This is a genomic window from Marinobacterium aestuariivivens, from assembly GCF_042661465.1.
GTDB classification, from domain to species: Bacteria; Pseudomonadota; Gammaproteobacteria; order Pseudomonadales; family Balneatricaceae; genus Marinobacterium_A; species Marinobacterium_A aestuariivivens.
Genome location: NZ_JBHSWE010000001.1, coordinates 3,077,874 through 3,102,332, shown reverse-complemented (window position 1 = coordinate 3,102,332; position 24,459 = coordinate 3,077,874). Strand labels below are relative to the sequence as shown.

Annotated in this window: 23 protein-coding genes, 4 tRNA genes and 4 pseudogenes; 17 read left to right on the top strand and 14 right to left on the bottom strand. The window is 62.9% G+C overall.

What is annotated here, in order from left to right; translation table 11 throughout:
• Nucleotides 1–6 precede the first annotated feature (6 nt).
• The 7 genes and pseudogenes from dapE (at nucleotide 7) to ACFQDL_RS16070 (ending at nucleotide 3,454) form a co-directional block, all read left to right on the top strand.
• Nucleotides 7–1,144: pseudogene (dapE, locus tag ACFQDL_RS16100) on the top strand (succinyl-diaminopimelate desuccinylase).
• Entirely contained in the window at nucleotides 1,141–1,485 is a 345-nt protein-coding gene (locus ACFQDL_RS16095; protein ID WP_379909928.1) for a putative RNA methyltransferase, read from the top strand. The pseudogene dapE and the gene ACFQDL_RS16095 overlap by 4 nt, the downstream one beginning before the upstream one ends.
• Nucleotides 1,371–1,976 carry a methyltransferase domain-containing protein gene (locus tag ACFQDL_RS16090; RefSeq protein WP_379913120.1) on the top strand — a complete coding sequence of 202 codons (606 nt, stop codon included), beginning with the start codon at nucleotides 1,371–1,373 and terminating at the stop codon, nucleotides 1,974–1,976. Before ACFQDL_RS16095 ends, ACFQDL_RS16090 begins: the two co-directional genes overlap by 115 nt.
• Nucleotides 1,973–2,251 carry a hypothetical protein gene (locus ACFQDL_RS16085; protein WP_379909927.1) on the top strand — a complete coding sequence of 93 codons (279 nt, stop codon included), beginning with the start codon at nucleotides 1,973–1,975 and terminating at the stop codon, nucleotides 2,249–2,251. Before ACFQDL_RS16090 ends, ACFQDL_RS16085 begins: the two co-directional genes overlap by 4 nt.
• Nucleotides 2,244–2,555 carry a hypothetical protein gene (locus ACFQDL_RS16080; RefSeq protein ID WP_379909926.1) on the top strand — a complete coding sequence of 104 codons (312 nt, stop codon included), beginning with the start codon at nucleotides 2,244–2,246 and terminating at the stop codon, nucleotides 2,553–2,555. The genes ACFQDL_RS16085 and ACFQDL_RS16080 overlap by 8 nt, the downstream gene beginning before the upstream one ends.
• Before the next feature lie 99 nt (nucleotides 2,556–2,654).
• Nucleotides 2,655–3,152, top strand: a pseudogene (locus tag ACFQDL_RS16075) (tetratricopeptide repeat protein); the annotation flags it as partial.
• Nucleotides 3,086–3,454, top strand: a complete 369-nt coding sequence (locus ACFQDL_RS16070; RefSeq protein ID WP_379913118.1) for a peptidoglycan-binding domain-containing protein — start codon at nucleotides 3,086–3,088, stop codon at nucleotides 3,452–3,454. The pseudogene ACFQDL_RS16075 and the gene ACFQDL_RS16070, both read left to right, overlap by 67 nt.
• A 586-nt stretch (nucleotides 3,455–4,040) precedes the next feature.
• Here ACFQDL_RS16070 and ACFQDL_RS16065 read toward each other — a convergent pair.
• The 7 genes from ACFQDL_RS16065 to ACFQDL_RS16035 form a co-directional block, all read right to left on the bottom strand.
• Nucleotides 4,041–5,315, bottom strand: a complete 1,275-nt coding sequence (locus ACFQDL_RS16065) for an IS110 family RNA-guided transposase (protein ID WP_379909925.1) — start codon at nucleotides 5,313–5,315, stop codon at nucleotides 4,041–4,043.
• Nucleotides 5,316–5,552: 237 nt separating this feature from the next.
• Nucleotides 5,553–5,735: a hypothetical protein gene (locus ACFQDL_RS16060; RefSeq protein ID WP_379909924.1), complete on the bottom strand. Its 183-nt coding sequence runs from the start codon at nucleotides 5,733–5,735 to the stop codon at nucleotides 5,553–5,555.
• Nucleotides 5,732–6,454, bottom strand: a complete 723-nt coding sequence (locus ACFQDL_RS16055; RefSeq protein ID WP_379909923.1) for a hypothetical protein — start codon at nucleotides 6,452–6,454, stop codon at nucleotides 5,732–5,734. Before ACFQDL_RS16055 ends, ACFQDL_RS16060 begins: the two co-directional genes overlap by 4 nt.
• 336 nt (nucleotides 6,455–6,790) lie before the next feature.
• Nucleotides 6,791–7,171 (bottom strand): hypothetical protein, encoded by a 381-nt coding sequence (locus ACFQDL_RS16050; RefSeq protein ID WP_379909922.1) that lies wholly within the window; start codon nucleotides 7,169–7,171, stop codon nucleotides 6,791–6,793.
• Between the two features lie 224 nt (nucleotides 7,172–7,395).
• Nucleotides 7,396–9,420, bottom strand: coding sequence for a coiled-coil domain-containing protein (locus ACFQDL_RS16045; protein ID WP_379909921.1), 2,025 nt, complete (start codon nucleotides 9,418–9,420; stop codon nucleotides 7,396–7,398).
• Nucleotides 9,421–9,756: 336 nt separating this feature from the next.
• Nucleotides 9,757–10,638 (bottom strand): DMT family transporter, encoded by an 882-nt coding sequence (locus ACFQDL_RS16040; protein ID WP_379909920.1) that lies wholly within the window; start codon nucleotides 10,636–10,638, stop codon nucleotides 9,757–9,759.
• A 70-nt stretch (nucleotides 10,639–10,708) separates the two neighbouring features.
• A complete protein-coding gene (locus ACFQDL_RS16035) occupies nucleotides 10,709–10,957 on the bottom strand; it encodes a hypothetical protein (protein ID WP_379909919.1) in 249 nt (82 codons plus the stop codon).
• Nucleotides 10,958–11,241: 284 nt separating this feature from the next.
• Between ACFQDL_RS16035 and greB the strand changes: the two genes are divergently transcribed.
• Entirely contained in the window at nucleotides 11,242–11,760 is a 519-nt protein-coding gene (gene greB, locus ACFQDL_RS16030; RefSeq protein WP_379909918.1) for a transcription elongation factor GreB, read from the top strand.
• Nucleotides 11,761–11,763: 3 nt separating this feature from the next.
• Here greB and ACFQDL_RS16025 read toward each other — a convergent pair whose 3' ends face one another.
• The 6 genes from ACFQDL_RS16025 to ACFQDL_RS16000 all read right to left on the bottom strand — a co-directional run bounded on the left by ACFQDL_RS16025 (nucleotide 11,764) and on the right by ACFQDL_RS16000 (nucleotide 14,403).
• The gene (locus ACFQDL_RS16025) at nucleotides 11,764–12,459 is read right to left on the bottom strand and encodes an MliC family protein (RefSeq protein WP_379909917.1); all 696 of its coding nucleotides are present in this window, start codon (nucleotides 12,457–12,459) and stop codon (nucleotides 11,764–11,766) included.
• A 377-nt stretch (nucleotides 12,460–12,836) separates the two neighbouring features.
• A tRNA-Lys gene (locus tag ACFQDL_RS16020) sits at nucleotides 12,837–12,912 on the bottom strand.
• Nucleotides 12,913–12,939: 27 nt separating this feature from the next.
• Nucleotides 12,940–13,015 (bottom strand) — tRNA-Lys (locus ACFQDL_RS16015).
• A gap of 9 nt (nucleotides 13,016–13,024) precedes the next feature.
• Nucleotides 13,025–13,100: transfer RNA gene (locus ACFQDL_RS16010), tRNA-Asn, on the bottom strand.
• 22 nt (nucleotides 13,101–13,122) lie between these two features.
• Nucleotides 13,123–13,210 (bottom strand) — tRNA-Ser (locus ACFQDL_RS16005).
• Between the two features lie 131 nt (nucleotides 13,211–13,341).
• Nucleotides 13,342–14,403: an AraC family transcriptional regulator gene (locus ACFQDL_RS16000; RefSeq protein ID WP_379909916.1), complete on the bottom strand. Its 1,062-nt coding sequence runs from the start codon at nucleotides 14,401–14,403 to the stop codon at nucleotides 13,342–13,344.
• Between the two features lie 235 nt (nucleotides 14,404–14,638).
• Here ACFQDL_RS16000 and ACFQDL_RS15995 point away from each other — a divergent pair.
• From ACFQDL_RS15995 to ACFQDL_RS15955, 9 genes and pseudogenes are all read left to right on the top strand, one after another.
• Nucleotides 14,639–16,505: pseudogene (locus tag ACFQDL_RS15995) on the top strand (DUF1302 domain-containing protein).
• Nucleotides 16,506–16,528: 23 nt separating this feature from the next.
• On the top strand, nucleotides 16,529–17,872 hold the full coding sequence (locus ACFQDL_RS15990; RefSeq protein ID WP_379909915.1) for a DUF1329 domain-containing protein: 1,344 nt from the start codon (nucleotides 16,529–16,531) through the stop codon (nucleotides 17,870–17,872).
• Between the two features lie 692 nt (nucleotides 17,873–18,564).
• Entirely contained in the window at nucleotides 18,565–18,960 is a 396-nt protein-coding gene (locus tag ACFQDL_RS15985; RefSeq protein ID WP_379909914.1) for a hypothetical protein, read from the top strand.
• Nucleotides 18,906–19,391 carry a class I SAM-dependent methyltransferase gene (locus tag ACFQDL_RS15980; protein WP_379909913.1) on the top strand — a complete coding sequence of 162 codons (486 nt, stop codon included), beginning with the start codon at nucleotides 18,906–18,908 and terminating at the stop codon, nucleotides 19,389–19,391. The genes ACFQDL_RS15985 and ACFQDL_RS15980 overlap by 55 nt, the downstream gene beginning before the upstream one ends.
• A gap of 283 nt (nucleotides 19,392–19,674) precedes the next feature.
• Nucleotides 19,675–20,542, top strand: a pseudogene (locus ACFQDL_RS15975) (bifunctional transcriptional activator/DNA repair enzyme AdaA); the annotation flags it as partial.
• Between the two features lie 75 nt (nucleotides 20,543–20,617).
• Nucleotides 20,618–21,118, top strand: a complete 501-nt coding sequence (locus ACFQDL_RS15970) for a DNA-3-methyladenine glycosylase family protein (protein WP_379913116.1) — start codon at nucleotides 20,618–20,620, stop codon at nucleotides 21,116–21,118.
• Nucleotides 21,115–21,603, top strand: coding sequence for a methylated-DNA--[protein]-cysteine S-methyltransferase (locus tag ACFQDL_RS15965; RefSeq protein ID WP_379909912.1), 489 nt, complete (start codon nucleotides 21,115–21,117; stop codon nucleotides 21,601–21,603). Before ACFQDL_RS15970 ends, ACFQDL_RS15965 begins: the two co-directional genes overlap by 4 nt.
• Before the next feature lie 94 nt (nucleotides 21,604–21,697).
• Entirely contained in the window at nucleotides 21,698–22,210 is a 513-nt protein-coding gene (gene luxS, locus ACFQDL_RS15960; protein WP_379909911.1) for an S-ribosylhomocysteine lyase, read from the top strand.
• A gap of 102 nt (nucleotides 22,211–22,312) precedes the next feature.
• Nucleotides 22,313–23,149: a CvfB family protein gene (locus ACFQDL_RS15955; RefSeq protein ID WP_379909910.1), complete on the top strand. Its 837-nt coding sequence runs from the start codon at nucleotides 22,313–22,315 to the stop codon at nucleotides 23,147–23,149.
• Nucleotides 23,150–23,343: 194 nt separating this feature from the next.
• Here the strand turns inward: ACFQDL_RS15955 and metA are convergent, their stop codons facing one another.
• Nucleotides 23,344–24,276, bottom strand: a complete 933-nt coding sequence (gene metA, locus ACFQDL_RS15950) for a homoserine O-acetyltransferase MetA (protein WP_379909909.1) — start codon at nucleotides 24,274–24,276, stop codon at nucleotides 23,344–23,346.
• Between the last annotated feature and the right edge of the window lie 183 nt (nucleotides 24,277–24,459).

Sequence of the window (24,459 nt, the reverse complement as noted above, 5' to 3'; positions counted from 1 at the left end):
CTGACCATGACCCAACTTTCCCCCACCCTGCAGCTGGCCAGCGAACTGATCAGCCGGCGCTCCGTAACGCCGGAAGATGCCGGCTGCCAGGAACTGATGATCGCCCGCCTCGAAGCCCTGGGCTTCAGAATCGAGCGACTGCCGTTCGAGGACACCCTGAACTTCTGGGCACGGCGTGGGGACGAGGGTCCTGTGCTCTGCTTCGCCGGCCATACCGACGTGGTCCCGACGGGCCCCGAAGAGCAGTGGGAGTTCCCGCCGTTCCAGCCCGAGATCAGCGAGGGCATGCTCTGCGGCCGGGGCGCCGCCGACATGAAAGGCAGCCTGGCCGCCTTCATCACGGCCCTCGAGCGCTTCATCGAACATCACCCGGATCACAGGGGCTCCCTGGCCCTGCTGATCACCAGCGATGAGGAAGGCCCCTTTATCAACGGCACCACCCGCGTGATCGATCATCTCGAGGCGCGCGGCGAGAAGATTACCTGGTGCATCGTCGGCGAACCCTCGAGCACCAGCCGGGTCGGCGATGTCATCAAGAACGGCCGTCGCGGCTCTCTTAGCGGCAGCCTCAAGGTGCGCGGCATCCAGGGCCATGTCGCCTATCCGCACCTGGTGAAGAATCCGATTCACCTGGCCGCACCGGCACTGGCGGAACTGGCAGCCGAGGTCTGGGACGGCGGCAACGAATTCTTCCCCCACCAGCTTCCAGATTTCCAATATCAACGGCGGCACCGGCGCCACCAACGTGGTCCCCGGCCATGTCGATATTGCCTTCAACTTCCGCTTCTCGACCGAAGTCACCGCCGACGAGCTCAAGACAAGGGTGCGCGATATCCTCAACCAGCACGAACTGGACTGGGATATCGACTGGGTGCTGTCCGGCCAGCCCTTCCTGACCGCGGCCGGCGATCTGGTCGAGGCCTGTCAGGAGTCGATCCGCGCCATTACCGGTATCGAGACCGAACTGTCGACCTCCGGCGGCACCTCGGACGGCCGCTTTATCGCCCCGACCGGCGCCCAGGTGGTGGAACTGGGTCCCTGCAACGCCACCATTCACAAGCTGAACGAGCGCGTCAGCACCCGGGATCTCGATACGCTGTCGGATCTGTACGAAAACATCACTGCCCGACTGCTGGCACGATGATCGGGCTGCTCTGTCCGGTCTGCCGCGAACCGCTGGCGCAGCAGGCGCGGCAATTGCGCTGCGCCGGCGGCCACAGTTTCGACCAGGCCCGTCAGGGCTACTGGAACCTGCTGCTGGTACAGCGCAAGCGCTCGAAGGACCCGGGCGACAACGCCCCCATGGTACAGGCGCGGCGCGACTTCCTCGATCAGGGCCACTACGCCCCCTGTCGGACCGGATCAACGCGCTGCTGGGAGAGGCGCTCGAGGGCCGGACGGCTCCGGCGCAACTGCTGGACCTGGGCTGCGGCGAGGGCTACTACAGCGCCCGCCTGGAACAGGCCCTGCTGGATAGTGGCATAGCGGCCGAGCTCAACGGCCTGGACATTTCCAAGCCCGCGGTCCGCGCGGCCTGCCAGCGCAGCCGCTCGATTCGCTGGCTGGTCGCCTCCGGCGCCGAAATGCCCTTCGCCGACGCCAGCTTCGATGCCGTGAGCCTGCTGTTCAGCCGCCTGATGCCGGATGAACTGGCCCGGGTACTGAAACCGGGTGGCCTGCTGTTGATCGCCTGGCCCGGCGAGGACCATCTGATTGAATTGCGCCGGCTGATCTACCGCGAGGTACGCCCGTCCGGTTACGACCCGCTGTCGCAGCTCGGCGACCGCTTCCGGCTGTGCCGGCACGAACGGGTGCAGTACCGGTTAAGCCTCGACAGCGCCGACAGTATCCAGGCGCTGCTCGGGATGACGCCCCACAGCCGGCGCATGCCCCAGGCCTCGCGCGACGCACTGGCAGCCCTCTCCCGGCTCGAACTCGGCCTGGACGTCAACCTGGCGCTGTGTGAGCGCCGATGAAACCGGGCAGGATCAGACGCTGGCTGCTGGCCCGGGCCGACAAGCCGCGGCAGAACCTGAGCCTGCTGCTGGCCGGCTTCGGCCTCTTCGCCCCGGGACTGGGCCTGGTGCTGCTGGCGGAACGGCTGCTGCAGGATAGCTGGCAGCGGGAACTGCTGGCGCTGCTCGGCTTGATCCTGGTCGGCACCGGCAGCATACTGGCAGCCTTCGGCTACCTCTGCCTGAGCCTGCTTCGGCTCTACCGATTCCTCAACGACGATCGCACCCATGACTGATCCGCGCCATCCCGATATCGAGATCTACGTCAAGAACTGCTCCCTCGAGCAGCTGGAGCAGTGGCTCAGAAACCGCTGCTCGACCTTCGAAAAGAAATTCTCCCAGGGCCTGATCCACGAATACGACGGCATCGTCGATGAGACGAAAGTGCCGGTGATGATCCACGAGAAGGTCGTCGGCAAGGCCTGGACCAGCGTCTGGTTCAAGTCCGACCGCACCCTGGACACGCGATCTCGATTGCGCCCTGGAAGCGGCCGAGGCACTCGAGACCCAGGTCCGGTGCATTGTCGGTGGCTGGAGTAACGGCCAGGACCCGGACGAGTGGTGGCGAATCGAAAACGGCCAACAGGAGAAGATTCAGTGGCGCACCGAAGGCTGAGCCTCGCCGGATTGCGGCCGCTGATGCTGGCGGCAGCGCTGGCGCTGTCCGGTTGCGCGGCCCTGCCGCTGCCGGTCGGCAGCCTGCCGGATGATCCGGAGCGGGCGGCGCAGCAGTACCGCCTGGGCCTCGATTACACCCAGGGCGTCGGCGTAAAACAGGACTATGCCCGCGGACTCGGTCACTTCAAGCAGGCCGCCCGCCTGGGCTCCGACGAGGCCGCCTATATGGCTGGCATGGCCTATATGACCGGCCGGGGCACCGGCCGCGATTTCGGCGCCGCGGTACGCTGGCTGGAACCGGCCGCCGAAGCCGGCCATCCGGACGCCGCCTATCAGCTCGGGCGGCTCCATATCAATGGCCTGGGCATCCCCGAGGACGAAGCCTGGGGCGCCTACTGGCTCGGTCGTGCCGCCGCGGCAGGCCATCCCGAGGCCATGCTGCGCCTGGCCATCTGCTACCACGCCGGGATAGGACTGCCGAAAGACCCGGGCATGGCCTGGTACTGGGCGGACCGGTCCGCACAGGCCGGTGCCGACAAGGCCGCGAAAGCACGCGCCCGCCTGCTGGCGGCCAGCAACGCCACCCAGCGCAGCCAGGCGACAACCCGTGTTCGCCGGGCCGCGCAAACCGGCGTCGACCGGCAACCGCTTCCTACGTTCAGCGGCAGCTGCAGCGGCTCGACTACAGTCCCGGCGTCGTCGACGGCCTCTGGGGCTCGCGCAGCGCCGGCGCACTTGCGGCATTCAGGCGCGACCGGTCAATGCCCGGGGACGGCAGACCGACCTCCGCTGACCTCGAGCGCCTCCGTAGGGTGGAATGAGCGAAGCGAATTCCACCGGGTGGCGTTCCACCGGTGAATCGCATTCCGGGTGGCGTTCCCTCGGCGGTATCGGACCCTGGCCGGGGCACACAACAGGCTTCATCGCAATCGGGCAGCACCGGTGGAATTTGCACCTCCGGTGCTCATTCCACCCTACGGTCTGGGTGCACTGCATCGCTCTACCCACCCTCTCATAGCTTAGTCAACTCCTGTTTCTCACTGTTTTACGGTGTCTCTTGGCAACACGGATTTGTGACCTGCGGTTAGACTGCTGCAGATTGAGGTCCGTGTTGTTTGCCAGGGTGCCAAGAGCGGTCTTTCTGTCCCGGATTGACCTTCATGGGGTACGCCTAACCTCTCAGTATCGGATGTCCGCTTGGTGGCATCGACTCAGTTACCTTGGGCATGTCGGTCCATGAAGTATCCCGGGGCGTGCCTCGTGACTCCGGAAGGGCCTGCAAGGGCCTCAGGATGGGTCGAAGGTCACGCCCAAGGACACAAAGGGTTGCTCGTATCGTCTGGTGTTAACGCATGGTCGATTGCTTCCGTTCGGTTGTAGCGTTTGGCGCCATTGTCGACTCAGTCGTCAGGCCGCCTTGAGTGCGGGTAGCGCCGCGACATTGAACAAGCGGTTCGGATCAAAGATCGCTCCGCGCCCGACGTGCCAGAGTGCCCGCACCAGCTTGCGCATGATGGCGGTGATCGCCTTGCTCTTGCTGCCACCATCCCGTTGCGCCTTTGCCTCGGCCCAATGCTTCACCACCCGGTTGTGTTTGAGCCACCTGAGCGCCGCCCAGTACAGGTAGCGGCGGGCAATACTGGGGCCGCGCTTGGTGATCTTCAGCTGACCCTTGTGTTTGCCGCTGCTGCGCTCTTTCAGGTTGAGGCCCAGTGCCTTCAGGTAATGGGCCGCACTGGGATAGTCCTGTGGCGAGCCTAGCTCAGCCAGCAGCATCAGGGCTGTGACACGGCCCACGACGGTGTGCAGGCGTGACAGCATCTCATCATCGGCCAGGCGGGCCTCCAGACGCCGCTCCAGCTCCCTAATCGCCAAACGCTGGGCCAGCAGGTCCTCGGCCAGTGTCTGCAGCAGGTACCGCTCGGCGTCCTCGCACGCCCTCCCAATGGTGGTCTCGGCACTGGCCAGCAGCTGTGCGCTGGTCTCGGGCTTCAACCCGGAGCGCCCGGTTCGGCACATCAGCTGCAGCGCCTCCTCCGGAGCTGCCCGCACGGCGGCAGGAGAGCCGTAGTGTGCCAAGGTTTGCAGCAGCGTGACGGAGTCCAGTGACAGGATGTGGGGCGCCTCCGGCCAGTGCCGGGCCAGTAGCGCCTCCAGCCGATTCAGGCTGCGCTGGCTGCGTTCCTGGTACATCTCCAACAACTTCAGCTCGGCTTTCAACTCGCGTTGCTGTGCCGTCGGCTCGATCCAGCGCTCGGTGTTATTTTCCAGGTGCAGCCGGCCGATGACGTAGCAGGCCTTGGCATCGTGCATGCTAGGCACGCCATCGTAGAGTTCCGCCGCCTTATTAGTGCGATTGGGGGCCGCTCGGTAGACCGGGATCCGGGCCTGATGCAGCAGATCGAATAGCGGGTCGCCATAGGTGCCGGTCGGCTCCATGACGACCACGAAGTTCATGCCTGCCAGCTGCGCCTGCAGCGTCTCCACCAGGGCCCGTGTCTGGAGCGGGTGCTTCCAGCGCAGGATGACGTGCATCTGACGATCAGGCGTCATCAGGGTGGCGTAGAAGTCAATCTTGGCAACATCGACAGCCACCACGACCGGCTGGTTCTTCAGCTTCTCACGGACATTGGCCCAGTCAACATCTTGCAAAGCTGTGCTGCGAAATTTACGCTTGCTCATCTGGGGGACACCTTCTGCTTCCTTACTTCGCTTGGAACGGGTCGTTATTTCGATGACGACCCTCGAGGGTCCCCCTTCCTACCAGAATTTCTCCCCAGTTATAACTGACTCCGTCCGTGCTTTCGAATACCTCAAGGTTGGTAGAGTGCCGAAGGCCGAAACCCGACACCGGCTTCCCCGAGCCATATAATGCAAACGGCGCCCGCAGGCGCCGCTCTTCATCATGGACATGAGGCCCTATTCGAGGGGCTCCTCCTCGGCGATCCCCAGCAACGAATTGAGCTCGGCCACGACCTCGTCGTTGATCTCCTTGTTGGCCGCCGCCTCCAGCGAAACGATTTCGGTCTCGGCAGCTTCGGCGAGTTGCGCCTCCAGCTCGGCCTGCTGCTGCTCCAGCGTCACGATCTCGGCTTCGATCACCTCGGCTTCCGCCTGGCTCCCTCTGCGTCGGCCAACGCCTCCTGCAGACCGGCCAGATCGCTTTCCAGTGCCGCGAGGTCTTCGTCATAGGTTTCCGACTCGGGATCGAGCCCGGCGATCTGCGCCTCCAGGGTTTCGATCTCCTGTTCCAGCGCCTCGGGGTCGACGGCGCCCAGTGCCGCCTGCTCCTCGTTCAGCTCGGCCAGCTGCCGGTCGATTTCCGCCAGCTCTGCGCTCAGTTCACGTCCTTCCAGCACGGCCTGCTCGTATTGCGCGATCAGCCCGACACGGGAGCTGGGATCGGCATTGAGTCGGGCATTGGCGGAGGCATGGGCCGCATTGAGCGCACCCAATGCACTGGCGATGGCGCCGTGGTTGTTGCCAAGGTGCTGCCCTTCCATCTCGAGGGATTTACCGGCCCTGTCATGACCGCGGGCCAGCCCCTGGTCGCGCGCCTCGCGACCATAGCCATGCCCGCCGCCGACGCTCGATTGCGCACTGCGATCGGCCCCATGGCCGCCGCCGTTGCCTCCGCCGTTTCCGCCACCGTTGCCATTACCACCACCATTGCCTCCGCCATTACCGCCCTCGCCTCCCTTGGCATGGACCGTTGCCCCGGTATTCAGGCCGCCCACGGCATCGAGCACCGGTGGCGCCACGAACAGTGCGGCCGCCAAGGCAACGACACCTGCTCTCATCGTTATGTCGATCGGGTTCATGATAAGACTCCTGAGCTCTGCTGCTTAGGCTAAGTGAACCACCTCCGCCAGCGGCCCGCTAGTGTCGAAAAATAGCGGCACCTGTCGATCAGACAATGAGCCTTCCTTTTACGGAAGTGGACCGGCAGGTTGAAAATGTCATTGATTCAAACGATTACCTCAATATGACCGATATCGGGTCGGGATGGTACGAAGCCGGAAGCCGTGAAATCCGGCCGGAATCGTTATGCATTCCATGGCAGAGGCGATCACCGCTGTCGCCATATCAACACAGTACTGCTGTCTACGCTTCGTGCCGGGTCGTAATCGGGTCGATAACCTGCAGCACTGCGCTGCCTACTGCCATACCACCTCATTCATTTGACCCGCATCGATATCCCACCATTTTCGTTCTCCCCGGCCCCGGATCCAGTCGCTGGTCAGACAACGGACCTGGGTCTGCAAGGCTCTGGCCACTTCCAGTGCGCAGTCGAGGTCCCTGCGCCAGGGCGTATGGCTGGATCTGAACCAGATGCAGGTCCAGTCGATGCCAACGACTTTTTCGTGCACCAGTATCGGGACCCGGGTGCCATTGATCACACCACGGTACTCATGTACCCGTCCCTGTGAAAACAGTCTGGCTACCCCGGAGCAACGTGACGCCAGCCATAGTTCCAACTGCTCCAAATTGCAGTTCCGGATATAGATTTCGATATCGGGGTGACAGAGATCGCTCATTACCAAAGCCTCCTGTTCTATCGGATTGGTCGTTACCGTCTTGGCGAAGCCCGATGCCGGCAAAGGACACTACTGGCAAAGGCCGTATTGACCGGCCTGAGTGTGAGAAATGCGCGGGCGAGGACTCTCGCTCGACTGCCGCCTTCAAGTGACAACTTGTTTCGCAAAAAGGCGAAGGAGCCACGAGGGGATTCATCCATGAATCCCCTCGGGCAGGATGGGTATTACTTTGTAAACCAGGATTTGACGGTGGCGAAGACGCCGGCGTTGACCTCCTTGTTGGACGCTGACGAAAGTGCCGTAGCTTCAGCCTCGGCAGCCAGTTCCCGGCTCAGCTCGACCTCCTCTCGCTGAGCCTCGAGATCGGCTATCTGCCGTTCGATCGCTTCAAGCTCGGTGTTGAACTCCCCGTTTGCGGCCAGTTCGCCCTCGAGCGCCTGGAGTTCCGCTTCGAGTTCGGCACGCTCCTGCTCGTACCCTTCCAACTCCGGATCAAGCTGATCAAGCTCGGCCTCGCGGGCATCGATCTCCTTCTGCAGCTCGGCCATATCGACTGCCTGGAGGACCTCCCGCTTGGCTTCCAACTCTGCCACCTGGCGGTCCAGCAGCTCGATATTCTCGGCCAGCGCCTCGCCGGCCTGCGCTGCCTGTTCAAACTGGGCAATCTGACCTACCCGGGAATTGGCATTGGCGTGGAGACGGGCATTCGGGTTTGCATGGGCGGCATTGAGGCTGCCAAGTGCGCTGGCATTCGCGGCACCGTTAGCAGCCAGGCCATTGGCCCCCTGAGCGCCTTCGATCGTCGTAACCGCCTCGGCACCGGCAGTCGCTTCACCCAAACCGTCGACCGTGGCAGCGGCACCGGCATCGGCGGTGGCATTACCCAGACCATCGAAGGCAGCAGTTGCACCGGCATCGGCGGTTACATCACCCAGACCATCGACGGTGGCGGTTGCACCGGCATCGGCGGTCGCATCGCCCAGACCATCGACGGTGGCGGTTGCACCGGCATCGGCGGTCGCGTCACCCAGACCATCGACGGCAGCGGCAGCACCGGCATCGGCGCTCGCATCGCCCAGCCCATCGACGGTGGCGGTTGCACCGGCATCGGCGCTCGCTTCACCCAGACCGTCTACGGCAGCGGCAGCACCGGCATCGGCGGTTACATCACCCAGACCATCGACGGTGGCGGTTGCACCGGCATCGGCGGTCGCATCGCCCAGCCCATCGACGGTGGCGGTTGCACCGGCATCGGCGGTCGCATCGCCCAGCCCATCGACGGTGGCGGTTGCACCGGCATCGGCGCTCGCTTCACCCAGACCATCGACGGCAGCGGCAGCACCGGCATCGGCGCTCGCATCGCCCAGCCCATCGACGGTGGCGGTTGCACCGGCATCGGCGCTCGCTTCACCCAGACCGTCTACGGCAGCGGCAGCACCGGCATCGGCGCTCGCATCGCCCAGACCGTCTACGGCAGCGGTTGCACCGGCATCGGCGGTTGCATCGCCCAGACCATCGACGGCAGCGGTTGCACCGGCACCGGCAGTGGTCTCACTCATACCGTCGCTGCTGGCGGTTGCACTGGCTTCGGCACTGCCACTGGCGTCGCCGAAACCGTCGCTACTGCCGGTTGCACTGGCTTCGGCACTGGCACTGGCGTCGCCGAAACCGTCGCTACTGCTGGTTGCACTGGCCTCGGCACTGGCACTGGCGTCGCCGAAGCCATCACTGCTGGCCGAAGCACTGCCTTCAGCGCTTGCGCCTCCCGTATCGTCGGTATCGGCATCAGAACCTGCATCGCCGTCACCTGCGTCGGACTCACCGCCGGTGTCGGCACCGCTATCACTACCGGCATCGCCACCGGCATCGCCACCGGCATCGCCACCTGAATCACCACCGGCATCGCCACCTGAATCACCACCGGCATCACCACCGGCGTCACCGCCGGAATCGCCACCGGCGTCACCACCGGAATCGCCGCCGGCGTCACCACCGGAATCGCCGCCGGCGTCACCACCGGCGTCACCACCGGAATCGCCGCCGGAATCACCACCGGCGTCACCACCGGAATCGCCGCCGGAATCGCCACCGTCACTATCGCTTGCATGAACGGTTCCGCCCAGATTCAGATCGGGAATACCTCCCACCGAATCCAGCACCGGCGGTACGATCAACAGGGCACCGGCCAGCAGAATGCTACTCAGTGTCAGATGGCCATGCAGCGCAAGCTTCTTTTTCGCATCGATCATGGAGTGATCTCCTCTCCTTTGGTTCGCCAACAGTGAACCAACATCGAGAAAACCCATCCAGTGTCTCAAAATGCCGGAAATACCTTGATTAAGGTCTTGACAGGCTGCTTCAGGATCCAGCCGAGAAACACCAACTCTTCAATAAAACGAATATATTTCAATTACTTGAAAGATCATCGTGAAATCAGGGCGGATGCGGAAAAAAATTTAATTTTTTCCCGCGGGCGTCTTTGCCGGCCAGTCTGTTTACAGATGGCGACATTTTGCACAGGCGATTGAAGCGGCTCCGAAAGCCGCATGCCTGCTGGGGTCAGGACCGGGACACCGGCGACCGGCTCAACGACGCTTCCACTGCTGCAGTATCACACCGCCTACAATCAGCAACAGTCCGAGGTAAACCGTCGGATGGATCTGCTCGCCGAGGATCTGACTGATAAAGGCCAGGGACAGGAAGGGAGACAGGAAGATCAGGTTGCTGATGCGGCTGGCATGGGTGGCGGTTTTCAGTGCGCCAAGCCAGAGCATGAAGGTGACGCCCATCTCGAACAGGCCGACATAAACCGCCGCCGTGACGCCGCTCCAGCCGGTGGGCCAACCATCGCTGATCCAGGCTGCGGCCAGCACCCAGGGCAGACCGGTCAGAAAGCAGAGCAGCAACCCCACGACCGGCGGCTCCTGAGTGCGGGCATTGAGAATCCAGTAGAGCGCCCAGAGCACCGTACTGCCGAGCGCCAGGGCCACACCGAGCGGACTGTCAAACTCCAGCGCCAGCAGGTCGCCGCGCGTCGCGATCACCAGCACGCCGCCGTAACCGAGCGCCATCGCGACCAGATCTCGTCCGTGCAGTTTCTGCCCCAGCAGGGGTACCGCCAGCAGTGACAACGTCAGTGCCCAGGTGTAGTTCAGCGGCTGCGCCTGCTGTGCGGGCAGCAGGTCGTAGGCCTTGAACAGTACCAGGTAGTAAAAGAAGGGGTTGAGAAAGCCGAGGCCGAGATAGCGCCAGCGATAATCGCGCCAGGCATGGGCGACGTCGGGCCAGTTGCGTTGCCAACTGACGGCAATGGCCAGCACCAGCACCGACGTCAGGGAAGCGATCGCCAGCAGCTGCAACGGCGTCAGATGAGCCAGCGCCAGCTTGAAGGCCGTCGCGACCGTGGACCATAAAAGCACGGCCCCCAGGCCCAGCACCATGGCCCGTCCCTGCGATTTATCCTGCATCCTGGCAACTCCTGCTACTTTCCCTGTCGTGGTGCAGGAGTCTAAACGCAGAGCGATCGATATGAAATACTCAGGCCGACAGCTGTATCCGCGACTGCTCGATCCGGTCCAGCATCAGGCGACCGCTCGACATCAGCGCCACCTGCTCGAACTGATCCAGTGCCTGCCGGCCGCTGCGCGGGGTCCGGCTCCCGGTATCGACATAACTGCAGAGCATCGCGAACTCGCCGCGCTGACGCTCGCTGACCGAGCGGTTGAGGCGCTCGGTCAAAGCATCGCTGTAGAACTCCCGCGGATCCGGATACAACGGCTCGGGCAACCGGAATTCACCACTCCCGGCTGCGGGGGCGTTAAGGCGGGGGTATACTGTTGCTGGTTGACCGAAATCAGGCTGAGCAGCAGCGAAAACTGTGCGCCCTGCCCCGACTGCACCGCCGGCGTCAGGCTGGCGGTGTAGGTCTGGATACGGCTCTGAATCTCTTCGGTCTGCATAGGGCCCTGGTCTGTCGTGCCAGCCGGATGAAAGTCTCTCTGGTATCGGCGATCCGACGGGATTCTTTACCCTTTGACAGCAATTATCAGCCAGCAGCTTCGAGGTCCGGTATGGGAAGGTGGCGTGCGCCGCAACCGCGCAGTTCCAAGTACATCACAGCCGAGGGCTATCAGCGCCTCAACGAGGAGTTGAAATATCTCTGGAAGGTCAAAAGGCCGGCGGTCACCGAAGCGGTGCGCGAAGCCGCCGCCCAGGGCGATCGCTCGGAAAACGCGGAGTACATCTATGGCAAGAAACAGCTGCGCGAGATCGACCGCCGGGTACGCTACCTGTCCAAGCGGCTCGACGACATGACGGTCGTTGATCGCATCCCCGAAGACCGCGACACCGTATTTTTCGGCGCCTGGGTGACGCTGGCCGACGAAGAGGACCGGGAAAAGCGCTATCGCATCGTCGGTGCCGACGAAATCGATGCCGCGCAGCATTACATCAGTGTCGACTCGCCGCTCGCGCGACTGCTGCTGAAAAAGAGCATCGGCGACGAAGTCACCCTGGAAAAACCCGACGGCAGCGAAGTCTGGTACGAAATCGTCGCCGTCGAGTACCAGGCCTACAGCAGCGAACGGTAGCGACTACCTTGTGGTGGCGAGATAGCGGCCACAGCCGAGGTAGCGGTCACCGTCCAGCGTGACCGACACCCGTGCCTCGAACGCTTCGCCACTCATGCTGTCCTGGCAGGCGACCGGCTCGATTTCCACCTTCAACCGGTGGGCCTCGGTGTCGATATCGTAGTGCACGATGCCGGCCTCGAAACGCGGCGCCGGTGCCGGCGTATAGATCGTACGCTCGCCATAATCGGTCACCAGCTGTATGCGCTTGCCATCGTCAACCTCCAGGTGCCAGCCCGGCTCGTTGCCGATGGCGCGAAAGTCGACGCCCCGCATCGCCGCCTCGGCCCAGGGGGCACGCCGGGGATTGGCGACGCACTGGCGCCGTGGCTCGCCGGCGACCTCCAGCATCGCCTCGTCACCCTTGCTCCAGAACAACAGGCCCGCACCTTCATAACGGGCCCCCGATGCCGTGGGCACCTGGCGCAACCTCAGTTCGCGGTCGGGCAGCTGCAGCAGGGCCCCGTCCAACTCCGTGCGAATTACGGCGTCGACGCCATCGCATTCGTACAGGAAAGTGCGCCCGGCCTCGTCGACGGCCACCGGCGGCACGCTCGAACCGGGTCCCGTACGCTCCATTTCGGTACCGCCCTGCCGGACCCCGAACTGCAGCCGGCCACCAGCCAGCACAGCAACACGGCCATTCCAGTCCGAAACCAAGTATCCCTGCTCAAAACCCGCCCCCACTCCGTTGATTCGCAATTCCGGCCGCGCCGGTTTCGCAACAGTATAGAAAGTTTGAGCAGGGCGTGAACAGAGGACAGTAACCAGTGGACAGCGGTAGACAATATCCGAGCCCCGGCGTTGTTTGAGTCGACGACCTGTAAACTGTTAACTGAAGACTGGAAGCTCATCAGGAGTCAGATGCGATACCGGCGGTATCGCATCGCGACATCGGACCGCATGTATCGAGGAAGGGGATACTCTGCCATACGGGATGGACTCACTGGCCGGCCAAAAGCCGACAGCACAGACCTGGTCCGACAGGAGAAATCCGTTTGCGTCTTGAATCAGAACCGGGAATGTCCGGGAAAAAATGGTGGGTCGTATAGGACTCGAACCTATGACCAATTGGTTAAAAGCCAACTGCTCTACCAACTGAGCTAACGACCCGCATCGGAATCACTTCCATGGAGGAAGTGGTGGGTCGTATAGGACTCGAACCTATGACCAATTGGTTAAAAGCCAACTGCTCTACCAACTGAGCTAACGACCCAACTTTTAGTGGCTCCCCGAGCTGGACTCGAACCAGCGACCAATAGATTAACAGTCTACTGCTCTACCAACTGAGCTATCGGGGAACGACAGCATTGCTCCTTCAGATGGCGGAGGGACAGGGATTCGAACCCTGGGAGCCTCTCGACCCGCCGGTTTTCAAGACCGGTGCTTTCGACCACTCAGCCATCCCTCCGAAGGAGTGGCGCGTATATTACCCGAATGATTTTTGGTGTCAACAGCCTAACAGGCTGTTTCTTATAAATTTTTTGCCTTTCTGAAAATTGGTCGAATTTTGTTCGGCCGGGCCTTGAGGGCAATTGAAAGTCAGGTCCGTTGATACAGCTGCCGGTACGCATCGCTTCTGCGGTACTCGCCCGGCGTCATGCCGGTCCATTTCTTGAACGAACGGAAGAAGGCAGAGGGTTCGTCGAAGCCCATCAGCGCCGCGACATCGTTGATCGCCAGCTGCGGCGAATTCATGTAATTGAGCGCGGCCTCCTTGCGGCAGTCGTCCTTGATCTTCTGGTAGGAGGTGCCCTCTTCGAGCAGCCGCCGGCGCAGCGTAGACACCGACATGTTCAGCGACTGTGCCACCTCCTCGGATCCGGGCAGTTCGCGGCTGAAATCCTTGCCGATCATCGCCACGACCTGGGATTTCAGGCTGCGATCGTTGTCGACCATGACGATCAGCTGGTACGGCGCCGTTTTCAGGAAGGCACGCAGACTCTCCTCCGTCTGCACCAGCGGGTAGTCGAGAAAATGCTGCGCAAAGACGATGGCATTCTCGTGTTGCCCGAAGCGCACCTCGGACTGGAACAGGGTGCGATAGAACTCCGCATCCTCCGGTTCCGGGAAGGCAAAATAGACCGCTTTCAGCTCCAGCCGCTTGCCGATCAGCCAGCTGAAGAAATGGTGCCACATCGACAGCGACGTTCTGACCTGGGTGGCGCTCTTGCGTGCCAGCAACTCGTCGAACGCGGCCCGCTCGATATGGGTCACCGGCGCCAGCGATACCTTGGCATAGCGGCCCCTGCGGACCAGCTCAGGCTTCGCCAGCGGGCCGCGGCAGATATCGAAAAAGTCGGCACCCCGCCACAGGGCCCGCTCCAGCGAACGGCAGTGAATGATGCAGTGACAGAGCAGCCGGAAGGTACCGTTGGGCACCTTGTCGCTGCTCAGCATGCCGAAGAACTCGTCCTGGGCGCTCCACATGATGTGCTGGTACAGCGCCCCGAACCGGACTGCCGGAAAGGAGTTCTGCTGCTCGATCTCACCGGGGCTGATACCGACCTGCGTCAGCAGGGCGGCCACGTCCAGCCCCTGGTTCTCGGCCTGCGCCAGCAGATGGCGCACATAGCCGGTCGGCACCGTAATTCTGCGATCCATCGGATCACCTCCAGGTAGCAATAGGGGGAGCGTTTCGGTCCGGCCGCGGAAACGGTCTCATTTGTCAGTCAATAAGATCGTTAATGTCATTGTTATGCCCGCTCTGGTTCGTGAACACTAGACGCCAACGTAGGGGCGCCGTCTAGCCATAACCCGCCGAATTCGCTCGGGGTTTGCAGCGACCCAACGGTATCACTGGAAAAATTTACAACAATAAAAAGCCAAGGTGACCGAAATGGCAACAAATTTCACCGAATTTACCACGGCAAGCTCGAGGCACGGCGCCCTGCCCCTGCCCGCGTTGATCTGGACCCTCTGCGCCGGCCTCTCGCTGCCTGCCCAGGCTGTCGATTTCAGGCTCGGCGATATCGAGGGGCGCTTCGACTCCCAACTGTCGGTCGGTGCCAGTTGGCGGCTGGAGGATCCGGACCACGGCTTGATCTCGCCGGCCAACGGAGGCTCCAGCTCAGGCTCCGGCAGCTACGACGACGGCAATCAGAACTTCGAGCAGGGCGACACCTTTTCGCAGGTTTTCAAGGGCATCCACGACCTCGAACTGCGCCGCGACAACCTGGGCGTATTCCTGCGCGGCAAATACTGGTACGACAACGAACTCGAAAACGGCAGCCGGCCCCATGGCCATACCGCCAACGGCTATGACTCCGGCGCCGAGCTCGACGACAGCGGCTTCAACGACTTCGCGCAGTTCTCCGGCATCGAACTGCTCGACGCCTACGCCTACGGCGAGTTCGACCTGAATGGCCGGCCACTGGATCTGCGCCTCGGGCGCCAGGTCGTCAACTGGGGCGAAAGCACTTTCATCCAGGGTGGCATCAACGTCATCAACCCGGTCGACGTCAATGCCTTCCGCCGCGCCGGCGCCGAGCTCAAGGAGGGGCTGCTGCCGGTCAACATGGCCTTCGCCTCCCTCGGCCTGACCGACAACCTGAGCCTCGAAGGCTTCTACCAGTTCGACTGGGAGGCCACCGCCATCGATGGCTGCGGCACCTATTTCTCGAGCAACGACTTCGTCGCCGAAGGCTGCGACGGCGTCCGGGTCCATTCACCGATGCTGGCGGGCCTCGGCCTGACCGGACTCGATCAGGACGATGAATTCTATTTCGGCGCCTCGGCGCTGCCGCCCTGGAGCCTGGTCGGCATAGACCCGGTGGTGTCCAAGCACAGTCATCGCGATGCCGATGACGACGGCCAGTTCGGCCTGGCGTTGCGCTACTTCGCCGAACAGCTCAACAGCACCGAGTTCGGGCTCTACCTAGCGCAGTACCATAGCCGGCTGCCGATCTCGAGCGGCATCAATTCGTCGATCACCCCGGCGATGCTGCCGCTACCCGGCATGGCACCACTGGTGGTGGCGCCCTTCGACTCCCAGTATTTCGTCGAATACCCGGAGGATATTGAGATGCTGGGACTCAGTTTCAACAGCAGCCTCGGCGATGTCGCCTGGTCCGGCGAGATCAGCCACAAACGCGATCTGCCGATGCAGGTCAACGGCCCGCTGCTGGTCGGCGCCATCCTGACCCAGAATATCGGCGGCATCGGCAATGCCGCCGCCGACAGCCTGGTGGCCGAGGCCGGCCCCGGCGGCGAAGTCCGCGGTTACAGCAGTTTCGACGTCACCCAGCTGCAGACCACCTTCGTCAAGTTTTACGACCGGGTGCTCGGCGCCAGCCGCCTGACGCTGATAGGCGAGCTGGGCTGGACCCATGTCCACGATCTGGACGAGAGTGCCGATGCGCTGAAATTCGGCCGCAACGGCGCCTTCGGCTACGAAGCCGGCGACAACGACGGTTTCGTCACCTCGACTCCGTCGGTTACGTGCTGCGGGCCGGACTCGAGTACCCCAATGCCATCGGCGGCATTAGCCTGAGCCCCGAAATCGGCTTCAGGCACGGTCTCGAGGGTTACGGCCCCAGCCGGGGGCCTCCTTCAGCGAAGACCAGAAGACGCTGAGCCTGAGCCTGACCGGCCTGTACCTGAACCGCTACTCGCTGCAGCTCGCCTACAATGGCTTCTTCGGCGGCGACTTCAACGAACTCGAGGATCGCGATTTCGTCTCGCTCAGCGCCTCGGTGGCCTTCTGAACCCAGCAAGGGGAAGCAAACCCATGAACACCAAACTGATGCCTCTTCTGACCGCAGCCGCGCTTGCCGCCGTGTTCAGCCCGCCGCTCCAGGCGGCCGTCCCTGAGCAGGACGCCGCGCGCCTGGGCCAGGACCTGACGCCGGTGGGCGCCGAGAAGGCCGGTAATGCCGAGGGCACCATCCCGGCCTGGGACGGCGGTCTGGCAGCGGTCGATGGCGACCGCTACGCCAACCCCTACGCCGATGAAAAGCCGCTGTTCAGCATCACCGCCGTCAACGCCGCCGAACACGCCGGCAAGCTCTCGCCCGGCCAGCTGGCGCTGTTCGAGCGCTACCCGGACAGCTTTCGCATGGACATCTATCCGTCCCATCGTAGCGCCGCCTATCCGGACAGCATCTACGCCTCGATCCGGCAGAACGCCACCCGGGCAACGCTGACCGAAAACGGCTATGGCGTGCAGAAGCTGCAGGAAGGCAGCGCCTTCCCGATCCCGCAGAACGGTCTCGAGGTGATCTGGAACCATATGACCCGCTACCGCGGCGGCGCCCTGGAGCGCACTTTCGTCCAGGTGCCGGTGCAGGCCAACGGCCGCTTCACCCCAGTGAAGATCAACGAAAAAATGTCCTGGCCCGCCTATCTGGCCGACGGTCGCCAGGACGACAAGGATGCCAATATCCTGTTCTATTTCGTTCAGGAAGTGCAGGCACCGGCCCGCCTCACCGGCAACGTGCTGCTGGTGCACGAAACTCTCGACCAAGTCAGCCAGCCACGCCAGGCCTGGACCTACAATGCCGGCCAGCGACGGGTCCGCCGGGCGCCCGAAGTGGCCTACGACGCCCCCGGCACCGCGACCGACGGCCAGCGCACCACCGACAACCTGGACCTGTTCAACGGCGCGCCGGACCGCTACGACTGGACACTGGTCGGCAAGCAGGAGCTCTATATTCCGTACAACAGCTTCCGCCTCGCGGACCGCGACCTCACCTACGAACAGATCCTCAGCCCCGGGCACATCAATCCGGACCTGACCCGCTATGAACTGCACCGGGTCTGGAAGGTCGAGGCGACGCTGAAGGAGGGCGAACGGCACATTTATGCCAAGCGGGTGTTCTATATCGACGAGGACAGCTGGCAGATCGCGGTGGTCGACCATTACGACGGCCGCGGCGAGCTCTGGCGCGTCGGCGAAGCGCACCAGCTGCAGTATCGCGACGTCCAGGTGCCCTGGCTGGCGGCCGAGGCGCTCTACGACCTCCAGTCCGGCCGCTACCTGGTCGGCAGCCTGACCAACGAAGAGGGCATCGGCTTCGACTTCAGCCAGCGTTTCGCCCACGGCGACTTCACCCCCAGGCAATTCGCCGGTTAGGCAAACGCTAGGCTTCCCTTTTCGCTCGAGGTCGCTAAAATAGCGCGCTTTCCGCAACACCCCGCGGACCAAAACGGTCACCCGGCGCCACAAGCGCCGGGATGTCCCTTCCTCGTAAAGCGTTAGGCGTTAGGCGTTAGGCGTTAGGCGTTAGGCGTTACAGCGAACACCTCTCCAGCTTCTGCAGCCAGTTCCCTGATCTTGGCATCCGCGCCGGCCTCGATCTCTCCCAGTGCCAGCCCCGCCTTGACTGCTGACTGTCAGGCGTCACCAAATTGAGTGTCATTCGTAGGATGGGTGGAACGACGCCAGAGCACAGGTTATCCGTTCCTGACGCCGTCAGGGCGTCGTGTAACCCATCTTGGGCGCAACGCCTCGTCATTGCTGATGGGTTACACCGCAACAAAGGCGCTGCGTACTGACAGCACAGTGCCACTGTGGCTCCACCCATCCTACGGTTTTTATGTCACGCCTGCGGCGTGACATAAAAAAACGGCCCCGAAGGACCGCTGTAAAGGAAACTCTGCTGGAGAACTTCTTGCTCGCAAAGATAGAGACCTGCGAACATTCGAAATGGTTCCCGGTACATGCAAAAAATTTAAACGCAAGTTTGCAGGCCTTGAAACGGCGATTCGGAGGCCGCGGGAGACCACGGTATACTGGCGGCTCGACACCCCGAACAAGGAGACCGGATGCCTGCCCCGCTCGAGTATTTCGCCGCCACCGACAGCGATTCGTCGCACAGAACCATCCGACATACCCTGCCTGGGCGGGAACTGCATCGCGCCTACGACGACTGGGGCCCGGTGCGGGTCATCGAAGACGGTCCAAGGCGCTACCTGAGCTTTGGCTACGGCGGCGAACAGAGCTGCATCGACTGTGAAAATCCGGCACTGCCGGTGTTCGAGTATGTTCAGGCGATGCTGCTGGCGTTGCTGTATATGCCCGCCCCCGCCATGTCACCCTCTTCGGACTCGGCGGCGGCAATCTCAGCAACTGCCTCCAGGCCTATGATCCGACACTGGAATTGCAGGTGGTGGAGCTGCGCCCGCTGGTCGTGGAAACCGCCCGCGACTGGCTGTTCCTGAAAGAGAGCCCGCGTCTGCAGATCGACATCGACGATGCGGAATGCTACGCCGCCCGTCAGAACGGCGGCACCGAAACCGGAACCGATATACTGTTCAGCGACCTCTTCCTCGACGAGGGCATGCAACAGATGCAGCTGGACCAGGATTTTCTCGCCGACTGTCACCGCATGCTGAACCACCAGGGCATTCTGGTCCTCAACCTCTGGGACGAGGGGCATTCCGGAAACCGGCTGGCACTGACCCGCCTCGAGGCCCTGTTCGACGCCCGCTGCCTGCTCTGCCCGGTGAACGGCGGCAACCTGATCGCCCTGGCCTTCAAGGGCGGTCTGCCGGTCAGCAACCCGCGACGGTTGCAGCAACAGGCCAGACAGTTGGGCAAGAAGCTGGGCGTACCGTTACAGCGACTGCTCAACCAGCTGAAACAGTACTAGGAGCCTGTCGGACTTAACACTGATCTACTGCGGAAAAGCCGATTTTGGCCATTTTTTGAGCGCTTTCTTGTTAAATAGAACCACTATTCGCCGCAAAATCGCTCAAAAACTGACTCAAAACGGACTTTCCCTCGCTACGATCGGCTAAGTCAGATAGGCTCCTAGGTGCCCGCGTCCGGGCCGCACTGGGGCCCCGTCACCGCCGAGACCGGCCGGCGGCGACGTCGAAATCGATGTCCGTTTCCGGCGAGTAACAGCATGGCGCCCGGGTTATAGTGACCGCATGAACCTCGACTCCGATCTCTGTTACAAGGCGCTGCGCACCCACGACAGCCGCTTCGACGGCTGCTTTTTCGTCGGCGTTGTCAGCACCGGCATCTATTGTCGCCCGGTCTGCCGCGTACGCGCGCCGCGTCCGGAGAACTGCCGCTATTTCACCAGCTCCGCCGCCGCCGAACGGCAGGGCTTTCGCCCCTGCCTGCGCTGCCGCCCGGACCAGGCCCCGGGCAATGCCCCTGTCGACGCCGCCTCCAGGCTGTTGCATTACGCCACCGAACAGATCGACGGCGACCTGCTCTGCGATCAGAGTATCGATGGTCTGGCGACCCGGATGGGGATAACTCCGCGCCATCTGCGCCGCCTGTTCCAGCAGGGCCTCGGGGTCTCGCCGCTGCAATATATACAGAGTCAGCGTCTGCGGCTGGCCTGTCAGCTGCTGAGCGAATCTCGCCTGCCCGTTGCCGAACTCGCCCTGGGCAGCGGTTTCTCGAGCCTGCGGCGCTTCAACAGCCTGTTTCGCGAACATTACCGCATGACGCCGACCGAATGGCGCCGCCGGGGAGCATCCGGTGCCGGAACAGCACAGCTCCGATTCCACCTCGGCTACAGGCCTCCGATGGACTGGTCCCGGCTGCTTGGGTTTCTCGCGCGTCGCACACTGCCCGGTGTCGAGCGGATCGACGCCGACGGTTATCGCCGCACCGTGCGACTGCGGCACGGCTCGGTGGAGCACCGCGGCTGGATCGAGGTCCGGCCCGACCCGGATAAGGCCCGGGCCGAAGTGCAGCTGGCGCCGTCGCTGTTGCCGGTCCTGCCCGGTGCTGACCCGCGTGCGCCGGCTGTTCGACCTTCAGGCCCACCCAGACGCCATCGCCGAACGCCTTGGCGCGCTGGTCATATTCCCCGGCATCCGCCTGCCCGGCGCTTTCGACGGATTTGAACAGGCCGTGCGGGCCATCATCGGCCAGCAGGTCAGCGTGGCCGCCGCCCGCACGCTGGCTCATCGCTTCTGCGAGCGCTTCGGCGATCCGGTCGAGACCGGTCAGCCGGGCCTCAACCGTATCTTTCCGGACGCGACCGCCATCGCCACCCTCGATGCAGACGCCATCGCCGGGCTCGGTATTGTCGGTGCCCGGGCCCGGGCCCTGGTAACGCTGGCGCAGGCCGCGGCCGACGACCCGACGCTGCTGCAACCGGGCATCGATATCGACGACCGTATCGCCCGCCTCCAGGCCCTGCCGGGCATCGGCCCCTGGACGGCCCAGTATATCGCCATGCGCGCCCTGTCCTGGCCCGATGCCTTCCCGCATTCGGACCTGGGACTGCTGAAGGCTCTGAATACCCGCAGCCCCGCCGAAGCCCTGACCCGGGCCGAGCCGTGGCGGCCCTGGCGGGCCTATGCGGTGATGCATCTGTGGCTGCAACTCGAGGAGGCCTCCCGACCATGATTCAGTACTGCGAATTCGACAGCCCTTTCGGGCCGATGCTGGCCCGAGCCGAGCAGGCGCGCTTGACCGGTCTCTGGCGCCGCGGGCAGAAATACTGTCCGCAACCGCAAGAAGACTGGCAGCCCGCACCGGCGCTGCCCCTGTTCAGTATTCTGCAGACGCAGCTGCACGACTACGCCACCGGACTGCGCCGGACCTTCGAGCTGCCGCTGAGTTTCTCGGGCAGCGACTTCCAGTGCCGGGTGTGGCAGGCATTGCTGACCATCCCGCCCGGCGAGACCCGCAGCTATTCGGCGCTGGCGCAATCGATCGGAAAGCCAACCGCGGTGCGTGCCGTGGCCGCTGCCGTCGGCCGCAACCCCCTGCTGATACTGGTCCCCTGTCATCGTATCGTCGGGCGCGCCGGCCATCTGACCGGATTCGCGGCCGGACTGGATCTGAAGCGCCGGCTACTACAGCTGGAACAGACACCGAGCCGGCCTTAAATCCGCGCCGCCGGCCGGTGGTATTGCCCACAACACACTGGGATAATGGGCCATCGGCCCGCGTGGCCCAAGACCCGAATCAAGAGGACCCAGTATGCCACTGCTCGACAGTTTTACCGTTGACCATACCCGCATGGCCGCACCGGCGGTACGCGTGGCCAAGACCATGACCACACCGGGCGGCGATACCATCACCGTCTACGACCTGCGTTTCTGCCGACCCAACGAAGAGATCCTCAGCGAAAAAGGCATCCATACCCTCGAGCATCTGTTCGCCGGCTTCATGCGCGACCATCTCAATGGCAACGGCGTCGAAATCATCGATATCTCGCCGATGGGCTGCCGGACCGGTTTCTACATGAGCCTGATCGGTCATCCGGACGAAGCCCGTGTAGCCGAAGCCTGGCTGGCGGCGATGAACGACGTCCTCCGGGTACAGGACCAGAACCAGATACCCGAACTGAATGTCTACCAGTGCGGTACCGCCCAGATGCATTCACTGGACGAAGCCAAGCAGATTGCCGAAAACATCCGCAACCGCGGCGTTGGCGTCAACAGCAACGAACAGCTCAAGCTCGACGAAGCCTTCCTCGCCAAGCACTCCTGAGCCATCGACCCCGAACCCGCAACGGAGCCGGCCGGCTCCGTTGTTTTTTGTCTTGTCCTGGCAGCGCAGGAATGTGCAGGAACAGGGCTGGAGGAGAGAACCATGGCCGAAGTCGGTCGCTACAACCGCCTCAGCGTCGTCAAGCAGAAGGACTTCGGTGTCTACCTGGACGGTGACGATCTGGGTGAAATTCTGCTGCCGAGCCGCTATGTGCCGGAGAACTGCCAGCTCGGCGACGAACTCGAGGTATTTGTCTACCTGGACTCAGAGGACTACCTCGTCGCCACGACCCAGAAGCCGCTGGCGCAGGTCGGCGATTTCGCGCTGCTGCGCTGCGCCGACGTCACACCGGTAGGCGCCTTTCTCGACTGGGGTCTGCCGAAGCAGCTGCTGGTACCCTTTTCCGAACAGCAGCAGCGCATGCAGGAAGGCAAGAGCTACCTGGTGCACCTCTTCCTCGACAGCCGCAGCGAGCGCATTGTCGCATCGGCCAAGCTCGACCGCTTCCTCGACCGGGAACCGGGCGACTTCCGCGACGGCCAGGCCGTCGAGCTGGTGGTTGCCAACCGCACGGACCTGGGCACCAAGGCGATCGTCAACGGCACTCACTGGGGACTGATTCATCAGTCCGACCTCTTCCGCCGCGTTCACTTCGGTCAGAAGCTGCAGGGCTACGTCAAGCGGGTACGCCCGGACGGCAAGCTCGACCTCTGCCTCGACAAGCCGGGCTACGACAGGATCGACGGACTCGCCGGGCAGATCCTCGACCGCCTGAAACTCGAAGGCGGCTTCATGGCCGTCCACGACAAAAGCGATCCGGAAACCATTGCGCGGCTGTTCGGCTGCAGCAAGAAAGCCTTCAAGATGGCGATCGGCGGCCTGTTCAAGCAGCGCCTGATCGAGATCGGCAAGGATGGAATCAGGTTAACGCCTCAGTAGGATGGGTTAAGCGATGCACCGGCACGGGGTTCAATGTTTCCGGCTTGATACGGGCATCGCGAACCTGTCATATCGATCCGTTTTTTGGATCGATTGGTTGCCGACGGCACCCGCGATGGGTTACGCCGCGCACGAAGATCCTGACGAGCGATGAAAACCGTGCAATGCGCGCCTAACCCATCCTACGAGGGGGCTCATTCGTCTATATGCGTTTCCATCACGCTCAGGTCGAACGGCGTGATCTGATAGACGTAGTAGTTCAGCCAGTTGGAAAACAGCAGGTTGCCGTGGCTGCGCCAGCGGTTGCGCGGAGACTGTTCGGGGTCGTTGTCGGGGAAGTAGTTTTCCGGCAACGCAGGCTCCAGTCCCGCCAGCAGGTCGCGGCGATATTCCTGCGCCAGCGTCAGCGCCTCGTATTCGGGGTGGCCGGTGAGGTAGACCTGACGCCTGTCGGGGCTGGCCATCAGGTAGGCGCCCGCACTTTCCGATGCCGCCAGGATGCGCAGGTCGGTCTGGTGCGCGATCAGCTCGACCGGGAAGTCCGCATAGCGCGACTGGGGCGCGAGGAAGCTGTCGTCGAAACCGCGCACCAGCGGATCGTTCGGCAGCAGGGTGCTCTGTTCGTAGATACCGGACAGTTTCTGATCACGGGTACACTTGGGCAGATCGTAAAGCACCTTGAGCCCGGCCTGAGCCGCCCAGCACAGGAACAGCGTCGAGCTGACATGCTTGCGCGACCACTGGATGATCTCCTGCACCGAATCCCAGTACAGCACGTCCTCGAACGATACCAGCCCCAGCGGCGCACCGGTGATGATCATGCCGTCATAATTGCGATCGCGAATCTCGTCGAAACTGCGATAGAAACTGTCCAGGTGATCTGCCGGCGTATGACGGCTTTCACGGTTGTCGATACGCAGCAGCTCGATATCGACCTGCAGCGGCGTGTTGGAGAGCAACCGCACCAGCTGGTTCTCGGTCTCGATCTTCTTCGGCATCAGGTTGAGGATCACGACTTTGAGCGGACGCACATCCTGATGCATCGCGCGGCTTTCACTCATTACGAAGATGTTTTCGCTTCGCAACAGGTCCGCCGCCGGCAACTGGTCAGGAATCTTGATCGGCATTGTAAGTCGGGCTCCTCGGATGGGTGCGTAAAAGGCCCAGAATAATAGCATGTTCCGACCAAGACAATGACGCCCTTGCATCCCGGCAGCCCGCCGCAACGACTGGCCCCCAGCCGCCCAAGTCAAGGCCAATCTTTTCCACGAAATCTGTGCATAAGTCTATGGAAAAGATATTCACAACAC

What these genes read in the sequence shown, in the direction of transcription:
- greB (WP_379909918.1), top strand. Translation starts at nt 11,242, where the DNA reads ATGGGAAGGTGGCGTGCGCCGCAACCGCGCAGTTCCAAGTACATCACA.
- metA (WP_379909909.1), bottom strand. Translation starts at nt 24,276, where the DNA reads ATGCCGATCAAGATTCCTGACCAGTTGCCGGCGGCGGACCTGTTGCGA.
- ACFQDL_RS15965 (WP_379909912.1), top strand. Translation starts at nt 21,115, where the DNA reads ATGATTCAGTACTGCGAATTCGACAGCCCTTTCGGGCCGATGCTGGCC.
- ACFQDL_RS16000 (WP_379909916.1), bottom strand. Translation starts at nt 14,403, where the DNA reads ATGGATCGCAGAATTACGGTGCCGACCGGCTATGTGCGCCATCTGCTG.
- ACFQDL_RS16095 (WP_379909928.1), top strand. Translation starts at nt 1,141, where the DNA reads ATGATCGGGCTGCTCTGTCCGGTCTGCCGCGAACCGCTGGCGCAGCAG.
- ACFQDL_RS15955 (WP_379909910.1), top strand. Translation starts at nt 22,313, where the DNA reads ATGGCCGAAGTCGGTCGCTACAACCGCCTCAGCGTCGTCAAGCAGAAG.
- ACFQDL_RS16085 (WP_379909927.1), top strand. Translation starts at nt 1,973, where the DNA reads ATGAAACCGGGCAGGATCAGACGCTGGCTGCTGGCCCGGGCCGACAAG.
- ACFQDL_RS16045 (WP_379909921.1), bottom strand. Translation starts at nt 9,420, where the DNA reads ATGATCGATGCGAAAAAGAAGCTTGCGCTGCATGGCCATCTGACACTG.
- ACFQDL_RS16050 (WP_379909922.1), bottom strand. Translation starts at nt 7,171, where the DNA reads ATGAGCGATCTCTGTCACCCCGATATCGAAATCTATATCCGGAACTGC.
- ACFQDL_RS16065 (WP_379909925.1), bottom strand. Translation starts at nt 5,315, where the DNA reads ATGAGCAAGCGTAAATTTCGCAGCACAGCTTTGCAAGATGTTGACTGG.
- ACFQDL_RS16080 (WP_379909926.1), top strand. Translation starts at nt 2,244, where the DNA reads ATGACTGATCCGCGCCATCCCGATATCGAGATCTACGTCAAGAACTGC.
- ACFQDL_RS15985 (WP_379909914.1), top strand. Translation starts at nt 18,565, where the DNA reads ATGCCTGCCCCGCTCGAGTATTTCGCCGCCACCGACAGCGATTCGTCG.
- ACFQDL_RS16040 (WP_379909920.1), bottom strand. Translation starts at nt 10,638, where the DNA reads ATGCAGGATAAATCGCAGGGACGGGCCATGGTGCTGGGCCTGGGGGCC.
- ACFQDL_RS15990 (WP_379909915.1), top strand. Translation starts at nt 16,529, where the DNA reads ATGAACACCAAACTGATGCCTCTTCTGACCGCAGCCGCGCTTGCCGCC.
- ACFQDL_RS16055 (WP_379909923.1), bottom strand. Translation starts at nt 6,454, where the DNA reads ATGAACCCGATCGACATAACGATGAGAGCAGGTGTCGTTGCCTTGGCG.
- luxS (WP_379909911.1), top strand. Translation starts at nt 21,698, where the DNA reads ATGCCACTGCTCGACAGTTTTACCGTTGACCATACCCGCATGGCCGCA.